The 26,848-nt window shown below is 71.1% G+C and carries 32 protein-coding genes; 24 read left to right on the forward strand and 8 right to left on the reverse strand.

Translation table 11 applies throughout. The annotated features are described in order from the left end of the window. Positions 1-70: 70 nt before the first annotated feature. On the forward strand, positions 71-757 hold the full coding sequence (gene trmD / locus G510_RS0108185; protein ID WP_029153236.1) for a tRNA (guanosine(37)-N1)-methyltransferase TrmD: 687 nt from the start codon (positions 71-73) through the stop codon (positions 755-757). Then, on the forward strand, positions 754-1,224 hold the full coding sequence (locus G510_RS0108190; protein ID WP_029153237.1) for a MogA/MoaB family molybdenum cofactor biosynthesis protein: 471 nt from the start codon (positions 754-756) through the stop codon (positions 1,222-1,224). Before trmD ends, G510_RS0108190 begins: the two co-directional genes overlap by 4 nt. A gap of 3 nt (positions 1,225-1,227) precedes the next feature. Here G510_RS0108190 and G510_RS0108195 read toward each other — a convergent pair whose 3' ends face one another. From G510_RS0108195 to G510_RS0108215, 5 genes are read right to left on the reverse strand one after another with little or no spacing between them, the layout of a single operon-like run. Then, entirely contained in the window at positions 1,228-1,461 is a 234-nt protein-coding gene (locus tag G510_RS0108195) for a MoaD/ThiS family protein (protein WP_029153238.1), read from the reverse strand. Next, complete coding sequence (locus G510_RS0108200) at positions 1,458-1,706, reverse strand: DUF6457 domain-containing protein (protein ID WP_029153239.1); 249 nt, start codon at positions 1,704-1,706, stop codon at positions 1,458-1,460. Before G510_RS0108200 ends, G510_RS0108195 begins: the two co-directional genes overlap by 4 nt. Next, on the reverse strand, positions 1,706-2,188 hold the full coding sequence (gene moaC / locus G510_RS0108205; protein WP_029153240.1) for a cyclic pyranopterin monophosphate synthase MoaC: 483 nt from the start codon (positions 2,186-2,188) through the stop codon (positions 1,706-1,708). Before moaC ends, G510_RS0108200 begins: the two co-directional genes overlap by 1 nt. Further along, on the reverse strand, positions 2,185-3,387 hold the full coding sequence (locus G510_RS0108210) for a molybdopterin molybdotransferase MoeA (RefSeq protein ID WP_029153241.1): 1,203 nt from the start codon (positions 3,385-3,387) through the stop codon (positions 2,185-2,187). The genes moaC and G510_RS0108210 overlap by 4 nt, the downstream gene beginning before the upstream one ends. Further along, positions 3,384-4,511: a ThiF family adenylyltransferase gene (locus tag G510_RS0108215; RefSeq protein WP_029153242.1), complete on the reverse strand. Its 1,128-nt coding sequence runs from the start codon at positions 4,509-4,511 to the stop codon at positions 3,384-3,386. The genes G510_RS0108210 and G510_RS0108215 overlap by 4 nt, the downstream gene beginning before the upstream one ends. Positions 4,512-4,567: 56 nt before the next feature. Between G510_RS0108215 and moaA the strand changes: the two genes are divergently transcribed. Continuing rightward, the gene (gene moaA, locus G510_RS0108220; RefSeq protein WP_029153243.1) at positions 4,568-5,626 is read left to right on the forward strand and encodes a GTP 3',8-cyclase MoaA; all 1,059 of its coding nucleotides are present in this window, start codon (positions 4,568-4,570) and stop codon (positions 5,624-5,626) included. Here the strand turns inward: moaA and map are convergent. After that, positions 5,623-6,390 carry a type I methionyl aminopeptidase gene (gene map / locus G510_RS0108225; protein ID WP_029153244.1) on the reverse strand — a complete coding sequence of 256 codons (768 nt, stop codon included), beginning with the start codon at positions 6,388-6,390 and terminating at the stop codon, positions 5,623-5,625. The two genes, moaA and map, sit on opposite strands and share 4 nt — an antisense overlap. Before the next feature lie 253 nt (positions 6,391-6,643). Here map and rplS point away from each other — a divergent pair, with 253 nt between their 5' ends. From rplS to G510_RS0108265, 8 genes are all read left to right on the forward strand, one after another. Continuing rightward, the gene (rplS, locus tag G510_RS0108230; protein WP_029153245.1) at positions 6,644-6,994 is read left to right on the forward strand and encodes a 50S ribosomal protein L19; all 351 of its coding nucleotides are present in this window, start codon (positions 6,644-6,646) and stop codon (positions 6,992-6,994) included. A gap of 76 nt (positions 6,995-7,070) precedes the next feature. Then, positions 7,071-7,802, forward strand: coding sequence for a signal peptidase I (gene lepB, locus G510_RS16035; protein WP_036322473.1), 732 nt, complete (start codon positions 7,071-7,073; stop codon positions 7,800-7,802). Beyond that, positions 7,799-8,461, forward strand: coding sequence for a ribonuclease HII (locus tag G510_RS0108240; protein ID WP_029153246.1), 663 nt, complete (start codon positions 7,799-7,801; stop codon positions 8,459-8,461). Before lepB ends, G510_RS0108240 begins: the two co-directional genes overlap by 4 nt. Before the next feature lie 27 nt (positions 8,462-8,488). Next, the gene (locus G510_RS0108245; protein WP_029153247.1) at positions 8,489-8,815 is read left to right on the forward strand and encodes a DUF2469 family protein; all 327 of its coding nucleotides are present in this window, start codon (positions 8,489-8,491) and stop codon (positions 8,813-8,815) included. Between the two features lie 112 nt (positions 8,816-8,927). Beyond that, positions 8,928-9,290, forward strand: coding sequence for a YraN family protein (locus G510_RS0108250; protein ID WP_029153248.1), 363 nt, complete (start codon positions 8,928-8,930; stop codon positions 9,288-9,290). After that, positions 9,287-10,822, forward strand: a complete 1,536-nt coding sequence (locus G510_RS0108255; protein ID WP_029153249.1) for a YifB family Mg chelatase-like AAA ATPase — start codon at positions 9,287-9,289, stop codon at positions 10,820-10,822. The genes G510_RS0108250 and G510_RS0108255 overlap by 4 nt, the downstream gene beginning before the upstream one ends. Further along, positions 10,819-11,967: a DNA-processing protein DprA gene (dprA, locus tag G510_RS0108260; RefSeq protein WP_051216599.1), complete on the forward strand. Its 1,149-nt coding sequence runs from the start codon at positions 10,819-10,821 to the stop codon at positions 11,965-11,967. Before G510_RS0108255 ends, dprA begins: the two co-directional genes overlap by 4 nt. 49 nt (positions 11,968-12,016) lie before the next feature. After that, positions 12,017-12,916: a tyrosine recombinase XerC gene (locus G510_RS0108265; protein WP_029153251.1), complete on the forward strand. Its 900-nt coding sequence runs from the start codon at positions 12,017-12,019 to the stop codon at positions 12,914-12,916. A 12-nt stretch (positions 12,917-12,928) separates the two neighbouring features. Here G510_RS0108265 and G510_RS0108270 read toward each other — a convergent pair whose 3' ends face one another. After that, positions 12,929-13,489: a murein hydrolase activator EnvC family protein gene (locus G510_RS0108270; RefSeq protein ID WP_036322476.1), complete on the reverse strand. Its 561-nt coding sequence runs from the start codon at positions 13,487-13,489 to the stop codon at positions 12,929-12,931. A 312-nt stretch (positions 13,490-13,801) separates the two neighbouring features. Between G510_RS0108270 and rpsB the strand changes: the two genes are divergently transcribed. The 9 genes from rpsB (at position 13,802) to G510_RS0108315 (ending at position 20,476) form a co-directional block, all read left to right on the forward strand. Further along, complete coding sequence (gene rpsB, locus G510_RS0108275; protein WP_029153253.1) at positions 13,802-14,671, forward strand: 30S ribosomal protein S2; 870 nt, start codon at positions 13,802-13,804, stop codon at positions 14,669-14,671. A 29-nt stretch (positions 14,672-14,700) separates the two neighbouring features. Further along, entirely contained in the window at positions 14,701-15,528 is an 828-nt protein-coding gene (tsf, locus tag G510_RS0108280) for a translation elongation factor Ts (RefSeq protein WP_029153254.1), read from the forward strand. A gap of 151 nt (positions 15,529-15,679) precedes the next feature. Beyond that, positions 15,680-16,390 carry a UMP kinase gene (gene pyrH / locus G510_RS0108285; RefSeq protein ID WP_425411292.1) on the forward strand — a complete coding sequence of 237 codons (711 nt, stop codon included), beginning with the start codon at positions 15,680-15,682 and terminating at the stop codon, positions 16,388-16,390. Positions 16,391-16,470: 80 nt separating this feature from the next. Continuing rightward, on the forward strand, positions 16,471-17,025 hold the full coding sequence (gene frr, locus G510_RS0108290; protein WP_029153256.1) for a ribosome recycling factor: 555 nt from the start codon (positions 16,471-16,473) through the stop codon (positions 17,023-17,025). A gap of 2 nt (positions 17,026-17,027) precedes the next feature. Beyond that, positions 17,028-18,041, forward strand: coding sequence for a phosphatidate cytidylyltransferase (locus tag G510_RS0108295; RefSeq protein ID WP_169562590.1), 1,014 nt, complete (start codon positions 17,028-17,030; stop codon positions 18,039-18,041). Continuing rightward, positions 18,038-18,592, forward strand: a complete 555-nt coding sequence (locus G510_RS0108300) for a DivIVA domain-containing protein (protein ID WP_029153258.1) — start codon at positions 18,038-18,040, stop codon at positions 18,590-18,592. The genes G510_RS0108295 and G510_RS0108300 overlap by 4 nt, the downstream gene beginning before the upstream one ends. Positions 18,593-18,811: 219 nt before the next feature. Further along, positions 18,812-19,456 carry an aggregation-promoting factor C-terminal-like domain-containing protein gene (locus tag G510_RS0108305; RefSeq protein WP_029153259.1) on the forward strand — a complete coding sequence of 215 codons (645 nt, stop codon included), beginning with the start codon at positions 18,812-18,814 and terminating at the stop codon, positions 19,454-19,456. Between the two features lie 6 nt (positions 19,457-19,462). Beyond that, entirely contained in the window at positions 19,463-19,747 is a 285-nt protein-coding gene (locus G510_RS0108310) for a hypothetical protein (RefSeq protein WP_029153260.1), read from the forward strand. A 15-nt stretch (positions 19,748-19,762) separates the two neighbouring features. Then, positions 19,763-20,476 carry an alpha/beta hydrolase gene (locus G510_RS0108315; RefSeq protein ID WP_029153261.1) on the forward strand — a complete coding sequence of 238 codons (714 nt, stop codon included), beginning with the start codon at positions 19,763-19,765 and terminating at the stop codon, positions 20,474-20,476. Positions 20,477-20,482: 6 nt separating this feature from the next. On the opposite strand, the gene G510_RS0108320 is transcribed toward G510_RS0108315, so the two are convergent. Further along, positions 20,483-21,532 carry an AI-2E family transporter gene (locus G510_RS0108320; RefSeq protein ID WP_029153262.1) on the reverse strand — a complete coding sequence of 350 codons (1,050 nt, stop codon included), beginning with the start codon at positions 21,530-21,532 and terminating at the stop codon, positions 20,483-20,485. A 189-nt stretch (positions 21,533-21,721) separates the two neighbouring features. Here G510_RS0108320 and G510_RS16040 point away from each other — a divergent pair, with 189 nt between their 5' ends. From G510_RS16040 to mnmA, 4 genes are read left to right on the forward strand one after another with little or no spacing between them, the layout of a single operon-like run. Next, positions 21,722-23,545, forward strand: a complete 1,824-nt coding sequence (locus tag G510_RS16040) for a DUF8094 domain-containing protein (RefSeq protein ID WP_036322480.1) — start codon at positions 21,722-21,724, stop codon at positions 23,543-23,545. A 35-nt stretch (positions 23,546-23,580) separates the two neighbouring features. Then, on the forward strand, positions 23,581-24,522 hold the full coding sequence (locus G510_RS0108330) for a tetratricopeptide repeat protein (protein WP_029153263.1): 942 nt from the start codon (positions 23,581-23,583) through the stop codon (positions 24,520-24,522). 5 nt (positions 24,523-24,527) lie between these two features. Beyond that, positions 24,528-25,685, forward strand: coding sequence for a cysteine desulfurase family protein (locus tag G510_RS0108335; protein WP_029153264.1), 1,158 nt, complete (start codon positions 24,528-24,530; stop codon positions 25,683-25,685). A 35-nt stretch (positions 25,686-25,720) separates the two neighbouring features. After that, positions 25,721-26,833: a tRNA 2-thiouridine(34) synthase MnmA gene (gene mnmA, locus G510_RS0108340; protein WP_084644277.1), complete on the forward strand. Its 1,113-nt coding sequence runs from the start codon at positions 25,721-25,723 to the stop codon at positions 26,831-26,833. Positions 26,834-26,848 lie beyond the last annotated feature (15 nt).

The raw sequence follows: 26,848 nt of genomic DNA on the forward strand, positions 1-26,848 counted from the left end.
TTCATTTCTGGCACGTCTCTTCATCTGCCAGATGAAGAGACGTGCCAGAAATGAGGAATAGCATCGGGGGGTGCGCATCGATATCGTGACCATCTTCCCGTCCTTCTTCGATGTCCTCGATGTCTCGCTCATCGGCAAGGCGCGCGAATCCGGAGTGCTCGACCTGCGCGTCAAGGACCTCCGCGATCACGCCCACGATCGCCACCGCACCGTCGACGACACGCCGTACGGCGGCGGGGCCGGCATGGTGATGAAGCCCGAGCCGTGGGGCGAGGCGCTCGACGAGATCCTCGGCGACGACTCGGTGCTCGTCGTACCGACCCCGTCCGGCGAGGTGTTCACCCAGTCCACGGCGCGCGAGCTCGCCGAGGAGAGCCACCTCGTGTTCGCGTGCGGCCGCTACGAGGGCATCGACCAGCGCGTGCTCGACCACTACGCCTCCCGCGGGCGCGTACGGCAGGTGAGCATCGGCGATTACGTGCTCAACGGCGGCGAGGTGGCGTCGATGGCCATGATCGAGGCGATCGGTCGGCTCATCCCCGGCGTCGTCGGCAACCCCGAGAGCCTCGTCGAGGAATCGCACGAGCTCGGCATGCTCGAGTACCCGATCTACACCAAGCCGGCCGAATGGCGCGGCCTCACCGTGCCCGACGTGCTGCTCAGCGGCCACCACGCGAAGATCGCCGACTGGCGCCGCGACCAGTCGCTCGAGCGCACGCGCGAGCGCCGCCCCGACCTGCTGGATCGCCCCGAGTGATCCGCGCCGCCGTCATCACCGTGAGCGACCGCTCCTTCGCGGGGCAGCGCGAGGATCTCGCGGGACCCGCGGCGGTTCAGGCGCTCGCCGACCAGGGATGGCAGGCGGATCTCCGCGTCGTCCCCGACGGATCCGCGAGCGTCTCAGGCGCCATCCGCGCGGCGATCGCATCGGGCGCGCGCCTCGTCGTCACGACGGGAGGTACGGGCATCGCCCCGCGCGATGAGACCCCCGAGGGCACGCGCGAGGTCATCGACCGCGAGATCCCCGGGATCTCGGACGCCCTGCGCGCGCTCGGATCCGAGGCGCCCGGCGCGCTGCTGTCCCGAGGCGTCGCGGGCGCGTCGGGCGATGCGCTCGTCGTGAATCTGCCCGGATCCCCGCGGGCGGTCACCGAGTCGATGCCGCTGATCCTCCGCGTCGCGCCGCACGCGCTCGCGCAGCTCAGCGGCGAGGATCACGCCTGACGCTCACCCGCCCGCGAACGGCGGCAGCACGTCGATCGTCTCGGATCCGCAGAGCGCGACGTCGTCGTCGTGACGGGATCCGTCGACGAGCACGGCGCAGCGCGGCAGGATGCCGGCAAGACCCGCGTGGTCGGCGACGATGCCGAGGCGGAGCGCGTCGAGCGTCGGCTCCGTGCGCCGCTCGGAGGCGAGGCCGGCGGCCTCCTCAGCGGCCGCGAAGTAGCGAACCGTCGTCATGCGTTCCACCCCTTCGCGAGCGCCGTGACCCGGGATATCGCCCCGGCCGCGTCGCCGTCGCGCCCGGCCGCGAGGCCCGCGAGGAAGGCCGTGAGCGGCGCCGCGGGGCGGGCAACCCCGTGTGCGACGTCGCGGGCGAGGTCGAGCACGAGCGCGATATCGACGTCGGCGGGGCTCAGCCCGAGCTCGGCGCAGGCGGCGCGCGTCCACTCGTCGAGCGCCTCGGGAGGCAGATGCTCGGCCATCAGAACCCCTCTCCGTCGCGGACCCAGTCGCCGCTGCGACCGCCCGTCTTCTTCACGATGCGGGCGCTCTCGATGAGCGCCGTGCGATCGATGCCCTTGACCATGTCGAGCACGGCGAGCGCCGCGACCGTGACGGCCGTGATGGCCTCCATCTCGACCCCCGTGCGGTCGGCGGTCCGGCACGTCGCCTCGATGAAGACGCCGTCGTCGTCGACGCGCAGATCGACGCTCGCCCCGTGCACGCCGATCACGTGCGCGAGCGGCAGGAGCTCGGGCGTGCGCTTCACGGCCTGGATCCCCGCGACGCGCGCCACGGCGAGCACGTCCCCCTTGGGCACGGATCCGTCGCGCAGCGCCGCGATCGTCGAGGCGGCTGCGCGCACGAATCCGCGCGCCGTGGCGGCGCGGACCGTCGGCTGTTTCTGCGTGACGTCGACCATGCGGGCATGGCCGGAGGCATCGAGGTGGGTGAAAGTGCTCATGCGAACAGCATGACATCCACGACGTCGCCCGGCGCGACGAACGCCGTCTCGGCGTCGACGATCGCGTAGGCGTCGGCGAGCCCGAGGCCGCCGGCGAGGTGGGATCCGGAACCCCCCGCGGTCGCGGGGCGCACGCCCGCGCCGTCCCACGCGACGGGGATGACCTGCGTGCGGCCGACGGGCGTGCGCCAGCCCTCGGTCGCCGGGAACCTCCCGCGCGGCCGATCGATCTGGGCGCGCCCCTGGAGCGCGAGCAGTGCGGGCCGCACGAACATCTCGAACGACACCGCGACGCTCACGGGGTTGCCGGGGAGGCCGAAGAACAGCGCGCCGTCTTCCAGCACGCCAAACGCCTGCGGTTTGCCGGGCTGCATCGCGACCCGGTCGAAGCGGATCCGCTTATCGAGCGCGAGCTTGACGGGTTCGTACGCGCCGGCGCTGACGCCGCCCGAGGTGATCACGACGTCGGCCGCCGTGTGCTCCAGCCGCTCGAGCAGCTCTGCGGGATCATCGCCGACGTGCGCTCTGACGACGACCTCGGCGCCGGCCTGGGCGCACAGGCGTTCGAGCAGGGTCGAGTTCGAGTCGGGGATCTCGCTGGCGCCCGGCACGACACCGGGCGCGGTGAGTTCCGCGCCGGTCGAGACGACGGCGACGCGGGGTCGGCGCGCGACCGCGACGGAGGTCACCCCGGAAGCGATGAGCGAGGAGATCTGGAGGGGGCCGAGCGGCCGGCCGGCCGGAAGGGCGATGTCGCCCGCCGCGAGATCCTCCGCGCGACGCCGGATGTGCGCGCCGCGGGCGCGGGGTGCGCGCGTGACGCGGATGGATCCGAGCGAGTCGGCCAGGCCGCCCGCCGTGTCCTCGAACGGCACGATCGCATCGGCTTCTGTCGGTACCGGCGCGCCCGTCATGATCCTCGCCGCGTCTCCCGCGGCGAGGCGGGGATCGTCCGCGGATCCGGCGGGCACGTCCGCGACGACCCGCAGCGTCGCACCACCGGCCTTGACGTCATCGAAGCGCACCGCGAACCCGTCCATCGCCGAGTTGTCGAAGGCGGGGATATCGAGAAGGGAGAGCGCATCGGCGACGAGCGTGCGGCCCTCGGCGCCGGTGACCGGCAGCTCCTCGGAGCCGAGGCGTGAGACGGCCGCGAGGATCCGCTCGCGATGCTCGCCGATCGGGACGAGCGCGCTCATGCGCCCGCGCGATCGCCGGCCGGATCCGCGGATCCGAGCGCGTTCCAGGCCGCGATTCCGCCGGCGAGCGACCGGGTTCTGAGGCCCTCCCGCGCGAGCACGGCCGTCGCGCGCGCCGAACGGACGCCAGCCGCGCAGACGGTGACGATGTCGCGGCCCGCGGCGCGTTCGCTGATCCGCTCGGCAGCCGCGCGCGGGTCGCGCAGGATCTCGGGGAGAGGCAGCGCCATCGCGCCGGTAACGCCCGATCTCTCCCGCTCGCCCGCCGCGCGCACGTCGATGAGGAGCATCGTGTCGGGTATCAGGTCGGCCGCGCGGATCTCGACGGGCTCGGGAGACGCCGCGCCCGGGCGGCCCGAGGATCCCGTGAGCGGCACCTCGCGCGTGGTGCCGCGCAGCGCATCGACGAGGGCGATGCGCCCGACGAGCGGCTCGCCGATACCGGTGATCAGCAGGATCGCCTGCGTCGCCATGATCGATCCGACGTGCATCACGAGCGCGCCGAGCACGCCGACGTCGGCGCAGCTCGGGAGGTCGCCGGCCGACCCGGCGGGGTACAGGTCGCTGAGCCTCGTCGCGGTCGTGCCCGCGGGCGGCGCCGACCAGAAGACCGTGACCTGCGCGTGGAACTCCTGCACGACGCCCCACACGAGGGGCACGCCGAGGCTCTCGCAGGCGGCCGCGACGAGGAGGCGGGTGTCGAACGAGTCGGTGCCGTCGAGCACGAGGTCGGCCCCGCTCAGCACCTCCGCGGCGTTGTCGGCGGTGAGCCTTCTCGCGACGGCCGCGACGGTGCACTCGGGGGCGAGGTCGGCGGCCGCTCGGACCGCGCTGTCGACCTTCGGGGCGTCCACGTCGCGCACGCGGTGGATCACCTGGCGCTGCAGGTTGGAGTGCTCGACCACATCGTCGTCGATGACGGTGATCCTGCCCACGCCCGCGGCGGCGAGCGCGAGGACGGCGGGGGATCCGAGGCCGCCGGCGCCGACGATCGCGACGTGTGCGGCGCGCAGCCGGCGCTGCCCGATCTCGCCGAGCGGATAGAGCGCGGCGTGGCGGGCGGTGCGCGCCGCTTCGGCGCCCGAGAGGCGGTCCGCGGGTGCCACGAGCGGGGGGAGAGACATGATTCGAGAGTACTCACGCGCGAGCCGGCGGGCGCGCAGGGGCTTACGGTGGGGAGATGACAGCCGTCCCGATCGTCCTGGCAGAGCGCGCGGATCTCGCATTCGCCGATGCGCCGGGATCCGGGCCGCTCGTCGACCGGTTCGGGCGCGTGCACCGCGACCTGCGGATCTCGCTCACTGACCGGTGCTCGCTGCGCTGCACCTACTGCATGCCCGAACAGGGCAACGAGTGGCTCGCCCGGCAGAGCATCTTGGGCACCGTCGAGATCGAACGCGTGGCGCGAATCGCCGCGTCGCTCGGCATCTCGACGTTCCGCCTCACGGGCGGCGAGCCGCTGCTCCGGCGCGACCTGGAGGAGGTCATCGGCCGGCTGTCGGCGCTTGAAACCCCCGATGGGCCCGTCGAGATCGCCATGACGACGAACGCGATCGGCCTGGATGAGCGGCTGCCGCGGCTCATCGACGCGGGGCTCGGCCGGCTCAACATCTCGGTCGACACGATCCGCGCCGACCGGTTCTCCGACCTCACGAGGCGCGACCGTCTGGGCGACGTGCTGGCGGGGATCCGCGCCGCATCGGAATCGGCGCTCACGCCGCTGAAGCTCAACGCCGTCGCCATGCGGGGCGTCAACGACGACGAGCTGGCGGATCTCGTGCAGTTCGCGATCGACCACGGCGCCCAGATGCGGTTCATCGAGCAGATGCCGCTTGACGCGGGGCACACGTGGGACCGCGCGCGGATGGTCACGCGGGACGAGATCCTCGAGGCGCTCGCCGAGCGCTGGGAGCTGACGGCGGTTCCCGGCCGGGGCGGCGCCCCCGCCGAATCCTGGCGCCTCGACGGATCCGCGCACACCGTTGGCGTCATCGCATCGGTCACCGCGCCGTTCTGCGGCGCGTGCGATCGGGTGCGCCTGACGGCCGACGGTCAGATGCGCAACTGCCTGTTCTCGAACAGCGAGTTCGACCTCGTGCCGATTCTGCGCGGCGGCGGATCCGATGCCGACATCGAAGACCTGCTGCGGCGCTGCATCTGGAAGAAGCTGCCGGGGCACGCGATCAACGACCCCAGCTTCCTCCAGCCCGCGAGAGGGATGAACGCGATCGGCGGCTAGGCCTGCGACAGGATCAGGGGCCCGTCGGCGGTGATCGCGATCGTGTGCTCGCTGTGCGCGCCGCGGGATCCGTCGGCGCTCTTGAGCGTCCAGCCGTCGCCCTCATCGGTGATGAGCTTGTCGGTCGTCTGCAGGAACCACGGCTCGATCGCGACGACGAGGCCGGGCTTCAGCGGAAAGCCGCGCCCAGCGCGCCCGTTGTTCGGAATGTGCGGGTCGCCGTGCATCGTGCGGCCGACGCCGTGGCCGCCGAAGTCGGTGTTGATCTTCAGGCCCTCGGCGTGCGCGATCTCCGCGATCGCGGCCGAGATGTCGCCGACCTTGCCGCCGGGCTGGGCGGCGGCGATACCCGCCGCGAGGGCGCGCTCGGTCGTGTCGATGAGCCTGAGATCCTCGTCGCGCGGCGTGCCGACGACGAACGAGACGGCGGAGTCGGCGACCCAGCCGTTCACGGACACCGCGAAGTCGAGGGTGACGAGGTCGCCGTCCTGGATGCGGTAGTCGAACGGCTTTCCGTGCAGCACGGCGTCGTTGATCGAGGTGCAGATCACGTAGCCGAACGGGCCGGATCCGAACGAGGGCGCGTAGTCGAGGTAGCAGCTCTCGGCGCCCGCGGCGCGGATCAGCTCGTGGGCGCGACGGTCGATGTCGAGCAGGTTCGTGCCGACCTTCGTCTCACCGCGGAGGGTCTTGAGCGTCTCGGCGACGAATCGGCCAGCAGGCCGCATCTCGTCGATCTCCGCGGGCGTGCGCAACTCGATCATGGAATTCCTTTCGCGTGTCCGACCATTGTCGCGCACCCGCCCGGGTGCGCGCTGATCCCGGCGTTTCGCGTCGGTCGCCGGATGTGGCAGAATAGATCTTCGTGCCGTGATCGGTGCGCCCGTTGGTGCACCAGGTTTCGACTCTGCCACAGGGGAGTCGAGGGAGGATCCGCGAGGATCGCCTCACGAGCACCGCTCTTCTTTCTTCCTTTTCACGCGGCCGACCTGTGGCGACTGCAGAGAGCGATTCATCATGAACATCATCGATGCCGTCGACGCAGCCTCGCTGCGCACCGACATCCCCGCGTTCGGCCCGGGCGACACCGTCAAGGTGCACGTCAACATCATCGAGGGCAGCCGCTCGCGCGTTCAGGTGTTCCAGGGCGTCGTGCTCGGCCGTCAGGGCGCGGGCCTCGGCGAGACCTTCACGGTCCGCAAGGTCAGCTTCCAGGTGGGCGTCGAGCGCATGTTCCCGGTGCACTCGCCCGTCATCGAGAAGATCGAGCGCGTCAGCCGCGGCGACGTGCGCCGCGCGAAGATCTACTACCTGCGCGGTCTCACCGGCAAGAAGGCGAAGATCCGCGAGAAGCGCGACAACGCCTGATCTCCGATCAGATTCATAGAGATCGCCCCGTGACGCCTGCGTCACGGGGCGATCTTCTTGTGGGAACCTGGAGCCGATGACAAGCGAATCACCGACCTCGCCGCCCGCCCGACCGCCTCGGGGCCGGGGTGCGCTGGCGTTCGTGCGCGACGTCATCGTCATCGTCGTCGTCGCGGTGCTCGTCTCGGTGCTCATCAAGGCCTTCGTCGTGCGATCGTTCTACATCCCCTCCGCCTCGATGGAGCAGACGCTGATGGTCGACGACAAGATCCTCGTCGACGAGCTCACGGTCGATTGGACCGGATACGAGCGCGGCGATGTCGTCGTGTTCGAAGATCCGGGCGGGTGGCTGGAGGGCGCCGAGACCGAACCGCCCGGTGGGATCACCGGCGCGATCGACTGGGCGCTAAATGCCGTTGGCCTGTCCGCATCCGACTCCGAGGACCACCTCGTCAAGCGCATCATCGGCATGCCCGGCGACCACGTCCAGTGCTGCAACCAGCTCGGGCAGGTGACGGTGAACGGCGCCGGAATCGACGAGCTCGACTACCTCAACCTGCCGGACGGATCCACGCTCGCCTCGACGCAGGACTTCGACGTGACGGTGCCCGAGGGGGCCGTCTGGGTCATGGGTGACAACCGCAACAGGTCGCGCGACTCGCGGTACCACAACGAGCAGCCCGGCGGCGGCTTCGTGCCGATCGACAAGATCGTCGGGCGGGTCGTGCTGCGCACTTGGCCGCTCGACCGGTTCGGCACGCTCGAACACTCGACGGCCGCCGTGGGCGTTCCGGACGCGGCTCAGTGAGCCCGGTCGCACCCACCCTCGAGCTCGAGACGCGGCTGCTCGACGAGGCGCCATTGCTGTTCGGCCTCGACGAGGTCGGTCGGGGCGCGCTGGCCGGACCGGTAACGGTCGGCGCCGCGGTCATCGACTCCTCGGCGTTGCGAGCCGGCGTGCCCGAGGGGCTGCGCGACTCGAAGCTCGTCACCGAGAAGAGGCGGCCGCAGGTCGCCGAGCGCACGGCCGCCTGGGTGCGCGGCACGGGGCTCGGGTGGGCGACGCCCGGCGAGGTCGACGAGGTCGGCATCATCGGCGCGCTCGGCCTGGCGGCGACCCGCGCGCTCGAGACCCTGCGCTCGCGCGGCTTCGATCCGGCGGAAGGGATCAGCCTGCTCGACGGCAACCACGACTATCTCTCGCGGATCGCGCTGCCGAGCCTCGGGAAGATCGACGTGCGCACCGTCATCAAGGGCGACCGCGACCAGGCCGTCATCTCCGCGGCCTCGATCGCGGCGAAGGTCTCGCGGGATGCCCTGATGGTCGATCTGCACGACCAGCACGAGGCGTACGCGTGGAACCGCAACAAGGGATACGCGAGCGCGGCCCATCGCGCGGCCATCGACGCGCACGGGCTCACGAACCACCATCGGCGGTCGTGGGCGATCGGCCCGGCGCTGACCTGAGGCGAAGCCTCGTAGGATGGAACGACCATGGATGAAGATGCATTTGAGGACTTCGATCGCGAGCTCGAGCTCTCGCTGTATCGCGAGTACCGCGACGTCGTCGGACAGTTCCAGTACGTGGTCGAGACCGAGCGCCGCTTCTACCTTGCCAACGACGTCAACGTCGTTCGGCACGACACCGAGCACGACTTCTACTTCGAGCTCACGATGCGCGACGTATGGGTGTGGGACATCTACCGCGCCGACCGCTTCGTGACGTCGGTGCGGGTGCTCACGTTCAAGGACGTCAACGTCGAAGAGCTCTCGCGGCGCGACTTCGAGCTGCCCGACGACCTGTCGATCGGCAAGCCCTGACGACGCGCTCAGCGCGCTAACATTCGCGGATCTTCCGGATCCGTCCACACCATCCGCGTGATCACGCGGGAGCCCGAAAGCGGGCCCGCGCCGGAAACGGCACGGTGGGGTCATGTCACACAACCTGACCCTCGGGCGCGCGGGGGAAGAACGCGCCGCGGAACACCTCGTGGGCGAGGGCTACGAGATCGTCGATCGCAACTGGCGGTGCTCAGACGGCGAGCTCGACATCGTCGCGGTACGCGGATCCGACATTGCGGTCGTCGAGGTCAAGACCCGGTCGTCCACGCGGTACGGGCACCCTCTCGAGGCGCTGGACGACAGGAAGACCGCCCGGCTGTGGCGGCTCGCCCACATGTGGGCCCGCGCGCATCCGAATCACGCGCGGGGCCGGCGCGTGCGCGTCGACGCGATCGCCATCACCGGCGCCGACCCGGCGCGGGCGAGCATCGAGCACCTGAAGGGCATCGGATGATCGTCGTGCGCACGTGGGCGGTCGCGCTCACGGGGCTCAGCGGCGAACTCATCGAGGTCGAGGCCGACATCACGCAGCATCGGCCGGACTTCCGGCTGATCGGCATGCCCGACAAGGCCCTCGGCGAGGCCGTGCGCCGCGTGATGAACGCGTGCGAGAACAGCGGGCTGTCGCTTCCCGACCGGCGCCTGACGGTGAACCTCTCGCCCGCGAGCCTGCCGAAGCAGGGGTCAGGCTTCGACCTTGCCGTTGCCCTCGCCGCCGTCGCGACCGACGGGCGGCTCGATCCGTCGTCGCTCGCGCGCACGGTGCACATCGGCGAGCTCGGGCTCGACGGCCGCGTCCGGGCCGTCGCGGGGGTGCTGCCCTCGGTCATCGCCGCGGTGTCCGCCGGCCGGGACCGCGTGGTCGTGCCGGCCGATAACGCCGACGAGGCGCGGCTCGTCACGGGCGCGGACGTGATCGCCGTGCGCACGCTCGCCGAGGCCGCCCGCCTGCACGGGGCCGAGGTCGACGATCAGGTGCTGACCGCCGATGAGCCGCCCGAGGCCCGCCCGGAGCCGGCGCCGAGCGAGCCGCCCCCGGGCGACCTCGCGGACGTCGTCGGACAGCCCGAGGCGGTCGAGGCGCTGCTCGTCGCGGCCGCGGGAGGCCATCATCTGCTCATGTCCGGGCCGCCGGGCGCGGGGAAGACGATGCTCGCACGCCGGCTTCCGGGCATCCTCCCGGCGCTCGACGACGAGGCCGCGCTCGAGGTCGCGTCGGTCAGGTCGCTCGCGGGGCGGGCAGTTTCCTCGCTCTCGCGCGTGCCGCCGTTCGAGGCGCCGCACCACTCCGCGACGCTGGCGGCGCTCGTCGGCGGGGGATCCCGCAGGGCGAGCCCCGGCGCGATCGCGCGTGCGTCGCGCGGCGTGCTGTTCATCGACGAGGTCGCCGAGGCGCCGCGCTCGCTGCTCGACGCGCTCCGGCAGCCGCTCGAGCACGGGTCGATCTCCATCCACCGTGTGGGGTTCACCGCGAGCTTCCCGGCGCGGTTCCAGCTCGTGCTGGCCATGAACCCGTGCCCGTGCGGCGAGTTCGGCGTGGTCGGCGGCACCTGCACCTGTTCGCCCGCCGACGTGCGCCGATACGCGGGCAAGATCTCGGGCCCGCTGCGCGACCGGGTCGACATCGACCTGCGGCTGCAGCGGGTCTCGCGGCTCGACGGCGCGACGGGGCGCCGAACCTCGAGCGACGAGGCGCGCTCCCGGGTCGTCGCCGCGCGCGAGCGCGCCGCCGAACGGCTCGCGGATACCCCGTGGCGCACGAACGCCGAGACGACCGGCACGTGGCTGCGCGACGGGCCGTACGCGCTGTCCGGCCCGCCTCGATACTCGCTCGAGTCGGCGCTGAGCCGCGGCGTGCTGACCCTGCGCGCGCACGACCGCGTGCTGCGGGTGGCGTGGACGATCGCCGACTTGGCCGGGCGAGAGACGCCGACGGCGGCGGACGTGGGCCGGGCGCTGTTCCTCAAGAAGGGAGTCACCTCATGACTGATCGCCTCAGGATCGACCGGCTGCTGCCTGCCGAGGTGCGCCGGGCCGCGAGATCGTGGCTCGGACCGGGCGATATCGACGACCGGATCGCGCGCGTCGCCTGGTCGGTGCTCGTCGAGCCGGGCGACGGCATCGCCGGGCAGCTGATCGCGCGCCATGGGCCGGCCGCCGCGCTCGAGGCCATCGCGGGCGCCGATGCGGACTCAGCCGATATCCGTGCCGCCGCCGATCGCTGGCGACCGCGCTGGGACGCGGGTCTTGTCGCGGGGGCGATCGACGCCGCCGCGCGACGTGGGTGCTCGTTCGTCGTCGCGGGAGACGATGGGTGGCCCACGGGGCTCGACGACCTCGGGCCGCACGCTCCGGTGGGGCTCTGGATCCGGGGCGACGCCGCGGTCCTCACGAGCGCATCCGTCGCCATCGTCGGGGCGCGCGCGGCCACGCCTTACGGAGAGCACGTGGCGGGCAGCCTCGCGAGCGACCTTTCAGCCGACGGGTTCACGGTCGTGTCCGGCGCGGCCTACGGGATCGACGGCGCCGCTCACGGGTCCGCGCTCGCCGCGGGCGGGCGCACGGCGGCCTTCGTCGCGGGCGGCGCAGACCGCGTGTATCCGTCCGGGCACGCGAACCTCCTGCAGCAGATCGCCGCGAGCGGCGCGGTCGTCGCGGAGTGTCCGCCCGGCACCACGCCGACGCGCTGGCGATTTCTCGCACGCAATCGGAACATCGCTGCCGCAACTCTCGGCACCGTCGTGGTCGAGGCGGGCGCCCGCAGCGGCAGCATCAACACGGCTGGGCACGCGGGCACCCTCGGCCGGCCCCTCGGCGCAGTGCCGGGACCAGTCACGAGCTCGACGTCGTCCGGGTGCCACCGCTTGCTGCGCGAATACGACGCAGTCTGCGTGACGTGCGCCGCCGACGTGAGAGAGCTCGTCGGCGCGGGCACGGATCCCCAGCCGCTCGTGTACGACTCGCCCGACGCGATCCGGGTCGGCGACGCGCTCAGCCGCCGGCCGCGCACTCTCGACGATCTCGCCCGGCGCAGCGGCCTCGCGCCCGACGACGTGGCCGCCGTGCTCGGGCTGCTCGCGCTCGAGGGGCGGGCCGAAGCCCGCGCCGACGGGTGGGTGGGCGCGTCGTAGTGCCGCGTGGCGATCGGGCAGTGACGGCGATCCGCGCGATGCTGGGGGAGTGAGACTGTCCCAGGCGATCGACGCGTACGCGGCGCATCTCGGCGATGTGCGCCGGCTGTCGCCCGCGACGGTGCGCGCCTACCGTGCCGACCTCGTTGATCTTATGTCGGCGAGCGGCGACATCGACATCCGGGCCGTCGATCTCGGCGGCCTGCGCGACTGGCTGTGGCGCGCGTCGCAGCGCGGAGACGCCCGGTCGACCCTCGCCCGGCGCACGTCGTCGGCGCGGGGCATGTTCTCGTGGGCGCTCGACAACGAGCTGATCGACGTCGATCCGAGCCTGCGGCTGGTGACGCCGAAGAAGCCGCAGACGCTGCCGCGGGTCGCCAGTGCGGAGGGCCTCGACGAGCTGCTCGGTCGGGCACAAGCGGCAGCCTCCGAGGGCGATCCGGTGGCGCTGCGCGACCACGCGATCCTCGAGGCGCTGTACGCGACGGGCATTCGCGTGTCGGAACTGTGCGGGATCGACCTCGACGATCTCGACCTATCGAGCGCGACCGCGGTCGTGATGGGCAAGGGATCGAAACAGCGCGTCGTGCCTTTCGGGGCACCCGCCCGCCGGGCGATCGAGGCCTACCTCGCGCGCGGCCGGGGCGCGCTCGCGGCCCGCGCGGAGACGCCGACACCGGCGGTGTTCCTCGGCGTCCGCGGTGGCCGGGTCGGCCCGCGGACCGTGTACGACCTCGTCGCGCGCAGCATCAGCCCGATCGTGGGACAGTCCGCCGGTCCGCACGCGCTGCGCCATTCCGCCGCGACCCACCTGCTCGACGGCGGGGCCGACCTGCGCGCGGTGCAGGAGCTGCTCGGGCACGCGAGCCTCGGCACGACCCAGGTCTACACCCACGTCTCGAGCGAACGGCTGCGCGCCGCCTACCGCCTCGCGCACCCGCGGGCCTAGCTCGGCCGGGCATCACCCGCAGCACGGCAGCAGAACGGGGCGTTCGAGCGCTCCGAGCAGCGCGAGCGGATTGATGTATTCGCCGTCGAGCCTCGCACCGAGGTGCAGGCCGCCCGCCGGGGTGTGCCCTCCCTCGGCGAGCGTGCCCACGACGGAACCCTGGGCGACGGGGGCACCGGGCGAGAGGTCGCTCTCGACCGGCTCCAGTGTCGAGACGAGTCCGCCGCCGTGATCGATCGTGATCAGCGGTCGGTCCACGACGACGCCGCGGAACGCGATGACGCCGTCGTCCGGCGCGAGGATGTCGTCCCCGGAGACGGCGACGTCGATGCCTCGGTGACCCGGCCCGTACGGATTCTCCGGAGCCTCGAACGCCCTCACGACCTCCGGCACCCCGCCCGGCCAGATCCAGCGCGGCGCCTCGCTCTCGTCGGCCGCGGACGGGGCGCTCTCGCGGGCGGAGGCCGGATCGGCACACGGCGGCACGAGCAGAACCACGGCGAAGACGATGCCGGCGACGGCGAGTGCACGGGCGCGACGGGCGGGGGAGGACGGTCGGATCGGGGAGCGCATAGCGCCAGGAAACCGCATCCGAGAAGACCCCGCTCGGCCGCACCCCGCGATTGGGGACGGATCCGCCGGATCCGCCCGCTGTGAGCGCGCTGACCCGCGCTTTTCTCGCGGATCGGTGCTGTACACTGAAGGTCGCATCCCGCACTGCGGGGTGACTTCGCGTGTCTCAGCGGCTTCGGCCGCGTCGCTTCTTCCACCGGTCCCTCCCCGCGAGGGCGGAAGTGCGTCGGGCACCAGGCTCGCCAGCGGCTCGCTGGCATCTCAACCGAAACCGGCGCGCACTGAGCGCGCCTCGATACAAGGAGTACGACCATGGCCGTCGTCACAATTCGCCAGCTGCTCGACAGCGGCGTCCACTTCGGACACCAGACCCGCCGGTGGAACCCGAAGGTGAAGCGCTTCATCCTCACGGATCGCTCGGGCATCCACATCATCGACCTGCAGCAGTCGCTCGGCTACATCGACAGCGCCTACGACTTCGTCAAGGAGACCGTTGCCCACGGCGGCACGATCCTCTTCGTCGGCACCAAGAAGCAGGCCCAGGAAGTGCTCGCCGAGCAGGCGACGCGCGTCGGTCAGCCCTACGTCAACCAGCGCTGGCTCGGTGGCCTCCTCACCAACTTCCAGACGGTGTCGAAGCGCCTCGCACGCATGAAGGAGCTCGAGGAGCTCGACTTCGACAACCCCTCCGAGTCCGGCTTCACGAAGAAGGAGCTCCTGCTCAAGAAGCGCGAGCTGACCAAGCTGCACAAGTCGCTCGGCGGCATCCGCAACCTCACGAAGACGCCGTCGGCCCTCTGGGTCGTCGACGCCAAGCGCGAGCACCTCGCGATCGACGAGGCGCGCAAGCTGGGCATCCCGGTCATCGGCATCCTCGACACGAACATCGACCCCGACGACCTCGCGTACCCGATCCCGGGCAACGACGACGCGATCCGCTCCGTCGGTCTGCTCACGCGGATCATCGCGGACGCGGCCGCCGATGGCCTGCAGCAGCGCCACAACCCGACCGAGGGCGGCACCGAGGAGCCCCTCGCCGAGTGGGAGCAGGAGCTCCTGACGCAGGGCACCGACGAGGCGCCCGCCGCCGAGGCAGCTGCCGAGAAGGCTGACGCCGAGGCGCCCGCTGCTGAGGCCGCCTCCGAAGAGGCGCCCGCCGCGGACGCGCCCGCAGCCGAGTAATCGAAACCGACATCAAGGGGAACTCACTCATGGCAAAGGTCAGCATCGCCGACATCAAGACGCTGCGCGAGCAGCTCGGCACCGGCATGGTGGACACCAAGAAGGCGCTCGAGGAAGCCGATGGCGACCTCGAGAAGGCCGTCGAGATCCTGCGTCTGCAGGGCGCGAAGGGCAACGCGAAGCGGGCCGACCGCGCCGCGACCGAGGGCCTCGTCGCCGCGGTCGAGAACGCGGGTTCGGCAACGATCATCGAGCTCGCGTGCGAGACCGACTTCGTTGCGAAGAACGAGAAGTTCATCGCCCTCGCCGACAAGGTGCTCGCCGCGGTCGCCGCAGCGGGCGCGAACGGTGTGGACTCGGCCGCTGCGGCCGACGTCGACGGCAAGACCGTCGCCGACACGATCTCCGACGAGGCGGCCGTGCTCGGTGAGAAGATCGAGCTGCGCGGAGCGACGACCCTTACGGGCGACGCGTTCCAGATCTACCTGCACAAGACGAACAAGGACCTGCCCGCGCAGGTCGGCGTCGTCGTCGCCTACACGGGCGCCGACGCGGAGACGGCTCGCTCCATCGCGCAGCACATCTCCTTCGCCGCTCCCGAGTACCTCACGCGCGACGAGGTTCCCACGGAGGTCGTCGACAAGGAGCGTGACATCGTCACCGAGATCTCGCGCAGCGAGGGCAAGCCCGAGGCTGCCCTGCCGAAGATCATCGAGGGTCGTGTCGGCGCGTTCTTCAAGCAGGTCGTGCTGCTCGACCAGCCGTACGCGAAGGACAACAAGCTGTCGATCCAGAAGGTCGCCGACGCCGCGGGGATCACGATCTCCGGCTTCGAGCGCTTCAAGGTCGGCGCGTAAGCACCCGCAGGCCGGTCAAGGGCCCGGAATCCGCGCGAGCGGGTTCCGGGCCCTTTCGCGTTCCCCCGGGCGTCTTCGCAGAAATCCGGCGACCCGACTGCGGTAGCGTTATGGGCACTGCCTGTACGGCGCTCGAGAGGAAGAAATCATCGTGACCAGCACCACCCGCCGCGTACTGCTCAAGCTTTCAGGAGAGGCATTCGGGGGTGGCCAGCTCGGCGTCGCGCCTGACGTCGTCAGCGAGATCGCCCGTGCGATCGCCACGGCCGCGACCGAGGTCGAGATCGCCGTGGTGGTCGGCGGCGGCAACTTCTTCCGCGGCGCGGAGCTGTCCAAGAGCGGCATGGAGCGCGCCCGCGCCGACTACATGGGCATGCTCGGAACCGTGATGAACGCGCTCGCGCTGCAGGACTTCCTCGAGCAGGCGGGCACCGAGACCCGCGTGCAGTCGGCGATCGAGATGCGCCAGGTCGCCGAGCCGTACATCCCGCGCAAGGCCGAGCGCCACCTCGAGAAGGGGCGCGTCGTCATTTTCGGCGCCGGAGCGGGGCTGCCGTACTTCTCAACCGACACCGTCGCGGCGCAGCGCGCGCTGGAGGTGCGCGCCGATGAGGTGCTCGTCGCCAAGAACGGCGTCGACGGCGTGTACTCGGCCGACCCCCGCATCGACCCGACCGCCGTCAAGCTCGACCACGTCTCGTACAACGATGCGCTCGTGGGCGGCCTCAAGGTCGTCGACTCGACCGCGCTCAGCCTCTGCATGGACAACGGCATGGGCATGCGCGTGTTCGGCATGGAGCCCGCCTCGAACATCACGAGCGCGCTGCGCGGCGACAAGATCGGCACGAGCGTCACCATCTGACCGGCGCGCCGCGCCCCGGAGCCCGGGGTGCGGAGCCGCAACCGTAGAATCGTCTACACACCCCGATGAATGGAGTCCCCGTGATCGCCGACGTCCTGTCCGAAGCCACGAGCCGCATGGAGCGCGCCGTCGAATCGGCGAAGGAAGACTTCGCGACCGTCCGCACCGGCCGCGCGAACCCCCAGCTCTTCCAGAAGCTCATCGTCGACTACTACGGTTCTCCGACGCCCCTGCAGCAGCTGGCCGCGCTCGCGAACCCCGAGGCGCGCACGCTTCTCGTGACGCCCTACGACAAGTCGGCCCTCGGCGCGATCGAGCAGGCCATTCGCGACATGCCGAACCTCGGGGCGAACCCGACCAACGACGGCACCATCGTTCGCGTGACGATGCCCGAGCTCACCGAGGAGCGCCGCAAGGAGTACGTCAAGCTCGTCCGCGCCAAGGCCGAGGACGCGCGCGTGCGCGTGCGCGGCGTCCGCCGCCAGGTGAAGGACGACCTGACCGCGCTGAAGGACGAGGTCGGCGAAGACGACGTCGCTCGCGGCGAGAAGGACCTCGACGCGCTGACGAAGAAGCACGTCGACCTGATCGACGAGGCCCTCGCGCGCAAGGAAGCCGAGCTGCTCGAGGTCTGATGATGACGGGCGCAGGCGACGACGATCCTCAGCGGGAGACCCCCGCTGAGGATCCGTCGCGCCCGGAGGCGGGTTCCGCCTCGCTCCAGGCACGGCTGACGACCGCGCGCGACGATTTCGAGAATCGCGTCGATCGCGCTCGCGAACAGATCGACGCGACGAACGCCCGGATCATGAAGCGCACCGGCCGCGACCTCTTCGCGGCGATCGGCGTGGGCGTCATCGCCGGGGCGGCCGTCATCGGGTCTCTGCTGTTCCTGAAGTGGGTCTTCGCGATCCTCGCGCTCGCGATCGCGGGTCTCGGCGTGTTCGAGATCACGCGGGCGCTGCAGGCGCGGGGTCGTCGCATCGACCTCGTGCCGCAGCTGGTCGCCGTGGTCATCATCATCTCGGCCGCGTTCTGGTTCCATTCGGCGGTGCACTGGACGGCGCTGTTCCTCGCGCTCGCGTTCATCGTCGTGTGGCGCGTCGTGGCGCAGATGTCCGGCAGCGACGGGCGCGTGTACGCCTCGATCTTCACCGACATCATCGTCGGCTGCTTCATCTCGATCTACGTGCCGTTCCTCGCGAGCTCTGCGCTCGTGCTGCTGCGCCACGAGGGTGGGGAATGGTGGATCCTCGCGTTCCTCCTCGTCGTCGTGGCCGCCGACACGGGCGCGTACGCGACCGGCCTCGCCTTCGGCCGCCACAAGATGGCGCCGCGGATCAGCCCGGGCAAGACCTGGGAGGGCTTCGCGGGCGGGGCGGTCGTCTCGCTCATCGCGGGCGCGCTGGCGGGCGAGTTCATGCTCGGCATCCCGTGGTGGGCGGGCGCGATCTTCGCCGCGCCGCTCGTGCTGTCGGCCATGATGGGCGACCTCGGCGAATCGATGATCAAGCGCGACCTCGGCATCAAGGACATGAGTTCCTGGCTGCCGGGTCACGGCGGCGTGCTCGACCGGCTCGACAGCATCCTGCCGTCGGCCGTCGTCGCCCTCGCCATGTTCCAACTGTTGGCACCCCTCGGAGCGTCATGACCACTCAGAGCACCGGAGCGCCGTTCGCGCACGCCGCGCGGGGCGTCCGCGGGTACGACGCCCAGGCTGTCGACGCCTTCCTCGAGCGCGCCCGCGTCTCGTTCCAGGGCGGCGGAGGGCTCACGAGCGACGACGTGCGCACGGCGTCCTTCCCTCTGGTCCGCGGCGGGTTCGACGTTCCGAGCGTCGACGCCGCGCTCGCCCGACTCGAGGACGCGATGGCGGCCCGCGAGCGCGATGCGCGGATCCGCGAGACCGGCGCCGGCGCCTGGGTCGCGGGCGCGAAGAGCGAGGCGCAGGAACTGCTCGGGCGCATGTCCCGCCCGGAGGGGCACCGGTTCGACCGCGTGGCGTGGCACCGCTCGGGCTACTCGGTCGTCGAGGTCGACATCGTCGCGACCCGCATTTCTCGTTATTTCGCCGCAGGAGAGCCGATCACGGCCGACCAGGTGCGCTCCGCGGCATTCCACCCGCAGCGCGGCGGCTACCGCGAAGAGCAGGTGGACGCGGCCCTCGATGCGGCCGTGCGCGTGATCCTCGCGGTGCGATAACGACGCCATTCTCAGAATATCGTCCGAATGTCCCAATAGGATGTCACGTTCGGGTAACAGTCAGGTAGACTCACGATCACTGTGACTTCTGAGAACAACGATTCCCGTCCCCAATCTCGTCGAGAGGCCCGCTCGATCGAGCGCTCGGCCATCGCCGAAGGGCGGCGCACGACTCGCTCGCTCGAAGCGGGACGGCGCCATCGTTCGCACCCGACCCCCGTGGCATCGCGCGCGCGTCGTGCGGCCATCGCGGTGGTCGGAGGCGTCGCCGTCGTGGGGTTCCTCGCCGCGACGCTCGCGCCCGTGATCGGATCGCAGGTCGCCGAGGCGAGCCAGGATCCCGCCGCATCGCGGTACGCGACCGCGGCCGATGAGGCGCAGCTGTTCGCCGCGGCGAACGCCGGCAGCCTGAACGCGCTCGGCACCGTGTCCTACGAGGCCGAGCTGCGCACGCCGACGCCGACCCCCACGCCCGCGCCCGCCGCGATCGCCGCCCCGGGCCAGCAGCCCGAGGCGCCCGCGGAAGAGGGCCAGCCGTCGGGCGAGGTCCCCGCGCCGTACTCGGCTCCCGCACCGTTCTCGGGCGGCGGTTCGCCCGCCGAGTGGATGGCGGCCGCTGGCATCGCCGAAAGCGACTGGGGCTACGTCGACTACGTCGTCAGCCGCGAGAGCGGATGGAACCCGAACGCCACGAACCCCTCCTCCGGTGCATGCGGCCTCGTGCAGGCATACCCGTGCAGCAAGGTTCCGGGCGGCGGGTACGACCCGGTCGCCAACCTGCAGTGGGCCAACGGCTATGCGGTCGGACGCTACGGCAGCTGGGCGGGCGCGTACGCGTTCTGGGTGTCGAACAACTGGTGGTGATCCCGCATGGGCAGGTCGCGCAAGCGCCGGCCCGAGCGCCGCTCGCCTGACGACAGCCTCGATCGCCTGATCTCCGGCTGGCGCAGGACCGAGTCGCGCCGGGGCTCGGAATGGAATGTGCAGCCCGTGGGGCAGGGGCGCAGCGACAAGCGCTACTCGTGCCCCGGGTGCTCGCGCACGATCGAACCGGGCACCGCCCACCTCGTCACGTGGCGCGCCGACGGCGTGCTCGGCGATCGAGCCGATCTCGAAGCGCGGCGGCACTGGCACGCGCACTGCTGGAACCTCTAGGTCAGGAGCATCATCGTGGAGATTCGGGGAGCGGCCGTTCTGCCGGGACGGCGCGAAGACGTCGAGCTGCGCACCGACGACGGGCTCACGCTCGTCGGCGAGCTGGCGCTGCCGCTCGACCGGGATCCCGTGGCGACGCTCGTCACGCTGCACCCGCTTCCGACGCACGGCGGGTTTATGGACTCGCACATCATCCGCAAGGCCGCGGCGCGGCTGCCCGCGCTCGCGGATCTTGCGGTGCTGCGGTTCAATACGCGCGGCACGAGCTCGCCGCGCGGCACGAGCGATGGATCCTTCGGCGAGGGCATCGAGGAGCGCGCCGACGTCGCGGCCGCGGTGCAGTTCGTCGCGGACCGCGGCCTGCCCGTGCCGTGGCTGCTCGGTTGGTCGTTCGGCACGGAGCTCGCGCTCAAGTACGGCAGCGAGCACGATATCGCCGGGGCGATCCTCCTGTCGCCGCCGCTGCACCGCGCGACCGACGCGGAGGTCGCGGCGTGGGCGGCGGCCGAGGTGCCGCTCGTCGTCGTCGTTCCGGAGTTCGACGACTACCTGCGCCCCGACGAGGCGCGCGAGCGATTCGCCACGGTCCCGGATGCTCAGCTCATCGCCGTCGACGGAGGAAAGCACCTCTGGGTCGGCGAGAAGCAGACGACGCGGGTGCTCGACGAGATCGTCGGGGCCGTGAACCCCGCCGCACTGCCGCTTCCGACCGAGTGGCCCGACGCCTGATCGGCGTTATCGGGTATTCATGCGGGGGATCAGCACCTGGCGGTAGATGATCAGGATGCTCGCGGCGACGGGGATCGCGATGAGCGCGCCGAGCAGCCCGAGCAGCGCGCCGCCCGATAGCGCCGCCACGACGACGACGCCGCCGGGAACCGCGACCGCGCGGCTCATGATGCGCGGCGAGAGCACGTACGCCTCGATCTGCATGTACACGAGGTAGTAGATCGCGGCGATCAGCGCGGTCGTCGTGTCGCCGACGCCGGGGATCAGGCAGACGAGCACGATGATCGCCGAGCCCGTGATCGTTCCGACGAGCGGGATCATCGACCCGAGGAAGGCGATCACCGCGAGCACCATCGCGAACGGGGCGTCGATGATCGACAGGAAGATCGCGCTCAGCACGCCGTTGGTTGCGGCGAGCGTGACCTGCCCCATCACGTAGTAGCCGACCGACCCCGTGATCTGCTCGGCGATGTCGATGAACGACGTGCGGCGCGAGGCCGGCACGATCTGATAGATCGCGGTCTTCAGCGACGGCGTGGACGCCGTGAAGTAGATCGTGAGGATCAGTACGATGAACGCGCCGAACAGGCCGTTCGCGACGCCGACCGTGACGCTGACGAGGCTCTCGCTGATCGAGAAGATATTGTTCGTGAGCCAGTCATTGACCGCGTCGATCACGACGGGCAGGTCGAGGTTCGGGAACGTCTCGGTCGCCCACTTCTCGAAGTCCGACTGCCATCCCGACCTGTTGAGCTGGAACGTGATGCGGCGCACCAGCTGCGTGATCTGATCGATCAGCACGGGCAGGACGATGAGGAGGATGCCCGCGAAGATCGCGAGCACGCCGATGATCGCGATCGCGACGGCCGACCAGCGCGGCAGCTTGCGTCTCGACAGCCACGACACGACCGGATCGAGGCCGAGCGAGATGAACAGGGCGGTGCCGATGTACAGCAGCACCGTCGAGAGGCTGCCGATGCTCTGCAGGAGGATGTAGGCGAGCCCGACGCCGAGGGTCGCGATGAAACCCAGTCGGAACGGGTTGTGGATCTTCATGGGGCTCCTGCTGCGAAGTGCGCCGGGAAACGGTGGCCTGAGGTGAGAGTACCCGGAATCGATAACGTCACCGTGCACCGCGCGCCCGTCGCCCGATTCTCTGCGACTCCCAGGCTTGCGCCGTTAGTCTTTACGCAACTGTGACATCCGGGCATCCGCTCGCGGTGCGTGATTGAGGAGATGTGATTCGTGCGATTCGTCTGGGCTGTCGTCGCCTTCCTCGCCGGAGTGGGCCTGATCGGGGCCGGGGTCGTTCAGCTCGACGACGCCAAGAGCGCCGATGAGATCACGAGCCAGATCGAGGCGCCCGACCAGTCGCTGCCCTACACCGTGATCGACGCGGAGGTGCTGTCGGCCTACCCGGGGCAGCAGGGGCTCAAGATCACCGGCACCGACGAGGAGATCTTCGCCTCCTACGGGCGCACCTCCGACATCCAGGCCTGGCTGTCCGACACGACGTACAACCACGCGACGCTGGCCGGCACGACGAGCGAGTCGGGCGAGCCCCGTGTGGAGTCCGATGTCGTCGAGCCGACGAACGACTACGCCGACACGGGCGAGCGCGTGTGGTGGAACCCGCGCGACTCCGACCTGTGGATCGAGCAGATGGTCGCCGACGACGAGCTCGATCACACGTTCGCGCTGCCCGAGGGCATGAGCCTGCTCATCGCGACCGACGGCACCGCGCCCGCGCCCAGCGACGTGAGCGTGACCTGGACGACCGCCCCCGTGACCACCCCGTGGGCGGGTCCGCTGATCGCCGCGGGCGGCCTCGCGCTGCTGATCGGGATCGTCCTGTGGATCCTGGGCTTCATCCACATGCGCCGTCGCCGCGGACCGCGCCGCAAGGGTTCGAAGGCGTCCGCCGGATCGAACAGGCGCGGCTCCGGCCGCAAGCAGATCACCGGCACCGCGGAGAGCCGCCGCTCGCCGGGCGCCCGGCGCGCGCTGGTCGGGATCCCGGCTCTCGCCGTGGGCGGTGCGCTGCTCGCGGGCTGCACGCCGTCGGCATGGCCCGAGTTCGGTGCGGATCCGACGCCGACTCCCACGCCCGAGGCAACCGAATCCGCCGAGACCGAGATGCCCGCGCTGACCGACGCGCAGGCACAGCGCCTCGTCTCGAGCATGGCCACTGTCATGGACGACGCCGACCGCGAGGGCAACGCCGAGCTCGGCGAGAAGCGCCTGTCCGGGGTCGCCCTCGACGTGCGCAAGATCGCCTACGAGATCCGCGCCGATGTCGAGGACTGGACCATTCCCACGCCTCTCCCGGACGGCGAGGTCAGCGTGCTCCTGCCGCAGGCGAACGACGGCTGGCCGCGCACCGCGCTGCTCGTGATCGGCGACGAGGAATCGGAGAAGAACCCGACGATCCTCATCGCGACGCAGTCGAGCCCGTGGGAGACCTACAAGATGTCGTACATGGGGTCGATCACCCCGAGCACGGAGATCCCCGAGCTCGCGCCGGCCTGGCTGGGCGCGGCACTCGTGCCGCCGGACTCGTCGTTCCTGCAGATCGCGCCCGACGAGCTCGCCGCGGCGTACGCCGACGTGATCGATCAGGGCGAGGACAGCGAGTACGCCGAGCTGTTCGACGTCGGAAACGACCCGTTCATCGCGGCGCTGACGGACAAGCGCGCGCAGACGAAGGACACCTTCGAGGAGACCGCGAAGGACACGGCGGAGATCACCTTCGATCAGCAGGCAGGCTCGTCGGATCCCGTCGCACTCGCGACCTTCAACAGCGGCGCGATCGTCGCGGTGTCGCTCGGCGACAGCGAGACCCTCAAGCCGACGGACGAGGACGGCGTCATCAAGATTCCCGATGCCCCCGAGATCCAGCACTTCGTGGGCGAGGACGAGACCACGACCGGGCTGACGACCAGCTACACCAGTCAGCTCTTCTTCTCGGTTCCCGCCAAGGCGTCGGACGAACCGATCCGCGTTCTCGGGTACTCGTACGCGCTGACCGGCAGCGAACTGCTCCCGGAGCCCGAAGACGAGGAAGAATAGAACCGACTCCCGTTCCTCTCCACGAAAGGTGATCGATGTCTGACGCCTCTCTCGGCCCCGCCCTGCGCGGAGCCGTCGACCTCTCGTCCCTGCGCAACCGTCCGGCCGCGCCGCAGGGTCAGGCCCCCGATTCCCAGACCGCTGTCGGCAGCGCGCCCGACGTGGTCATGGAGGTCACCGACCAGACCTTCTCGCAGGTGCTCGAGCTCTCGCGCCAGGTTCCGGTCGTCGTCGACCTATGGGCGACGTGGTGCGAGCCCTGCAAGCAGCTCAGCCCGATCATCGAGAAGGTGGCGCGCGAGATGCAGGGGCGCGTGGTGCTGGCCACGGTCGACATCGACCAGAACCCGCAGATCCAGCAGGCGTTCCAGGCCCAGTCGATCCCTCTCGTGGTCGCCCTGCTCGGGGGCCGACCGGTTCCCCTGTTCACCGGAGCGGTGCCCGAACAGCAGGTGCGCGAGGTGTTCGCACAGCTGCTCGAGGTCGCGGCCCAGCAGGGCGTGACCGGCACGATCTCGGTCGGCGACCAGCCCGCCGACGACGCGCCCGCGGAGGAGCCGCCGCTGCCGCCGCTGCACCAGGAGGCGTTCGACGCCATCCAGCGCGGCGACAACCAGGCCGCGATCAATGCGTACGAGAAGGCGCTCACCGAGAACCCGCGCGACGAGCAGGCCTCGGCCGGGCTCGCGCAGGTCAGGCTCCTCCAGCGCATCGAGGGTGCGGACCTCCAGGCCGCACGGCAGGCCGCGGCCGACGCGCCGGGCGACGTCGACGCGCAGATGCTGGCCGCCGATCTCGACATCGCGGGCGGTCACGTCGACGACGCGTTCGCGCGGCTGCTCGACCTGTTCGCGGCGACATTCGGCGACGAGCGCACGCCGATCAAGGATCGCCTGGTCGAGCTGTTCGGTCTCATCGGCGCGTCGGATCCTCGCGTCATGCAGGCGCGCACGCGACTGACCAGCCTCCTGTTCTGAACCGGATGATCTACCTCGACCACGCGGCGACGACGCCCCTGCGCGACGAGGCGCGCGACGCGTGGCTCGAGGCGCAGCGGGTGACCGGCAACGCGTCGTCCGTGCACGGTGCCGGTCAGAATGCGCGCCGCGTGCTCGAGGAGGCGCGGGAGAGGGTCGCCGCGACCCTCGGCGCCGAGCCGATCGAGGTGGTCTTCACCTCGGGCGGAACCGAGTCGGTCGGGTCGGCCCTGCAGGGCCTTTGGCGGCGCCGGGCGGCCGATGAGAGCCGCATCGTGCTGCCGGACGGCGAGCATCACGCGACGCTCGACACGGTCGCATGGCTCGCCTCGCACGAGGGCGCGGACGTCTCGCCCGTCGCCCTCGATGCCGCGGGACGGATCCCGGTGGATGCGTTCGGCGCGGCCGTCGACGGTGCGGCGCTCGCGACCGCCCTCGTCGCCGGGAATGAGACCGGCACGGTGAACGACGCCGCAGGGCTCGCGGCGACCGCGGCGCGAGCGCGGGTGCCGCTGCACCTCGACGCCGTCGCGGCGCTCGGCCGCACGCGGGTCGATTTCGCCGCCTGGCGGGGGGATGCCCCCGCGGGGAGCGGCCTCGTCGCGATGAGCGTGTCCGGGCACAAGATCGGCGCGCCCGTCGGCACGGGCGCGCTCGTGGTCTCGCGCACCGCCGCCCTCGAGCCGCTACTGCACGGCGGCGGGCAGCAGCGGGGGATCCGCGCTGGCACGCAGGACGTCGCCGGCGCCGTCGCCCTCGCCACGGCGGCCGAGCTCGCGGAGGCCGAGCGCGTCGAAGAGTCCGCTCGGCTGGAGGCGCTCCGCGAGCGCCTCGTCGCCGACCTCGCCCGGCGGATCCCCGCGGCGATCGTGCTCGGAGACCGCGAGCACCACCTTCCCGGCACGGTGCACGTGATGCTGCCGTGGGCGGCGGGGGAGTCGGTGCTGTTCCTGCTGGATCAGCGCGGCATCTCGGTCTCGACGGGATCCGCGTGCCAGGCGGGCGTCGCGGAGCCCTCGCACGTGGTCATGGCGCTCGGATACACGGCGCACCAGGCGCGCGAGGTGGTGCGGATCTCGATGGGCACGAGCACGACGGCCGCCGACCTCGAGGCGCTCGCGGACGGGCTCGTCGAGGCGTACGACCGCATCGCCGCTGACTGACCCCGCATCCAGAGTCCGCGCGTACCCTGGAAGGTATGCGAGTTCTAGCGGCGATGAGCGGCGGCGTCGACTCCGCGGTGGCGGCCGCGCGGGCCGTCGAAGCGGGCCACGAGGTCGTCGGCGTGCACCTGGCGCTGTCGCGAGCGGGCGGCACACTGCGCACCGGCAGCCGCGGGTGCTGCACGGTCGAGGACGCGATGGACGCCCGCCGCGTGGCCGACAAGATCGGCATTCCGTTCTACGTGTGGGATTTCTCCGAGCGGTTCCGCGACGACGTGATCGACGACTTCATCGCCGAGTACAGCGCAGGACGCACGCCGAACCCCTGCATGCGATGCAACGAGAAGATCAAGTTTCAGGCGCTGCTCGAGCGCGCCCTCGAGCTCGGTTTCGACGCGATCTGCACCGGTCACTACGCCACGCTCGTCGACGGCGACGAGGGGCTCGAGCTGCACCGGTCGAGCGAAGAGGCTAAGGACCAGTCGTACGTCCTGGGCGTTCTCACGGCTGAGCAGCTGCGCCACACGATGTTCCCGCTCGGCGAGACGCCGTCGAAGGCGATCGTGCGCCGCGAGGCGGAAGAGCGCGGGTTCTCCGTGGCGAAGAAGCCCGACAGCTACGACATCTGCTTCATCCCCGACGGCGACACGCGCGGGTACCTCGCCGAGAAGGTCGGCGCCGCCACGGGCGACATCGTCGACCGGTCGGGCGAGGTCGTCGGGTCGCACGAGGGCGCGCACGCGTTCACCGTCGGCCAGCGCAAGGGGCTCGCGATCGGCCGTCCCGCGTCCGACGGCAAGCCGCGCTTCGTGCTCGAGATCCGCCCCGTATCGAACGAGGTCGTCGTCGGGCCGAAGGAGGCCCTCGCGGTCGCCGAGATCTCCGGCACGCGCTACAGCTGGGCCGGCGCGGCGCCGCGCGAAGACGCTTTCCGGTGCGAGGTGCAGATCCGGGCGCACGCAGATCCGGTGCCCGCGCACGCGGTCCTCGCCGACGGCGCTCTGGTGATCACCCCCGATGCGCCGCTCGACGGCGTGGCGACGGGGCAGACGGCGGTCGTCTACGTCGGAACCCGGGTGCTCGGCCAGTGCACGATCGACCGCACGGTCTCCGCCGTGCCCGTTGACCCGCAGCCCGTCTCGGCCTGACCCTTCGTCTGTCAG

Source organism: Microbacterium gubbeenense DSM 15944 (assembly GCF_000422745.1).
Lineage (GTDB): Bacteria > Actinomycetota > Actinomycetes > Actinomycetales > Microbacteriaceae > Microbacterium > Microbacterium gubbeenense.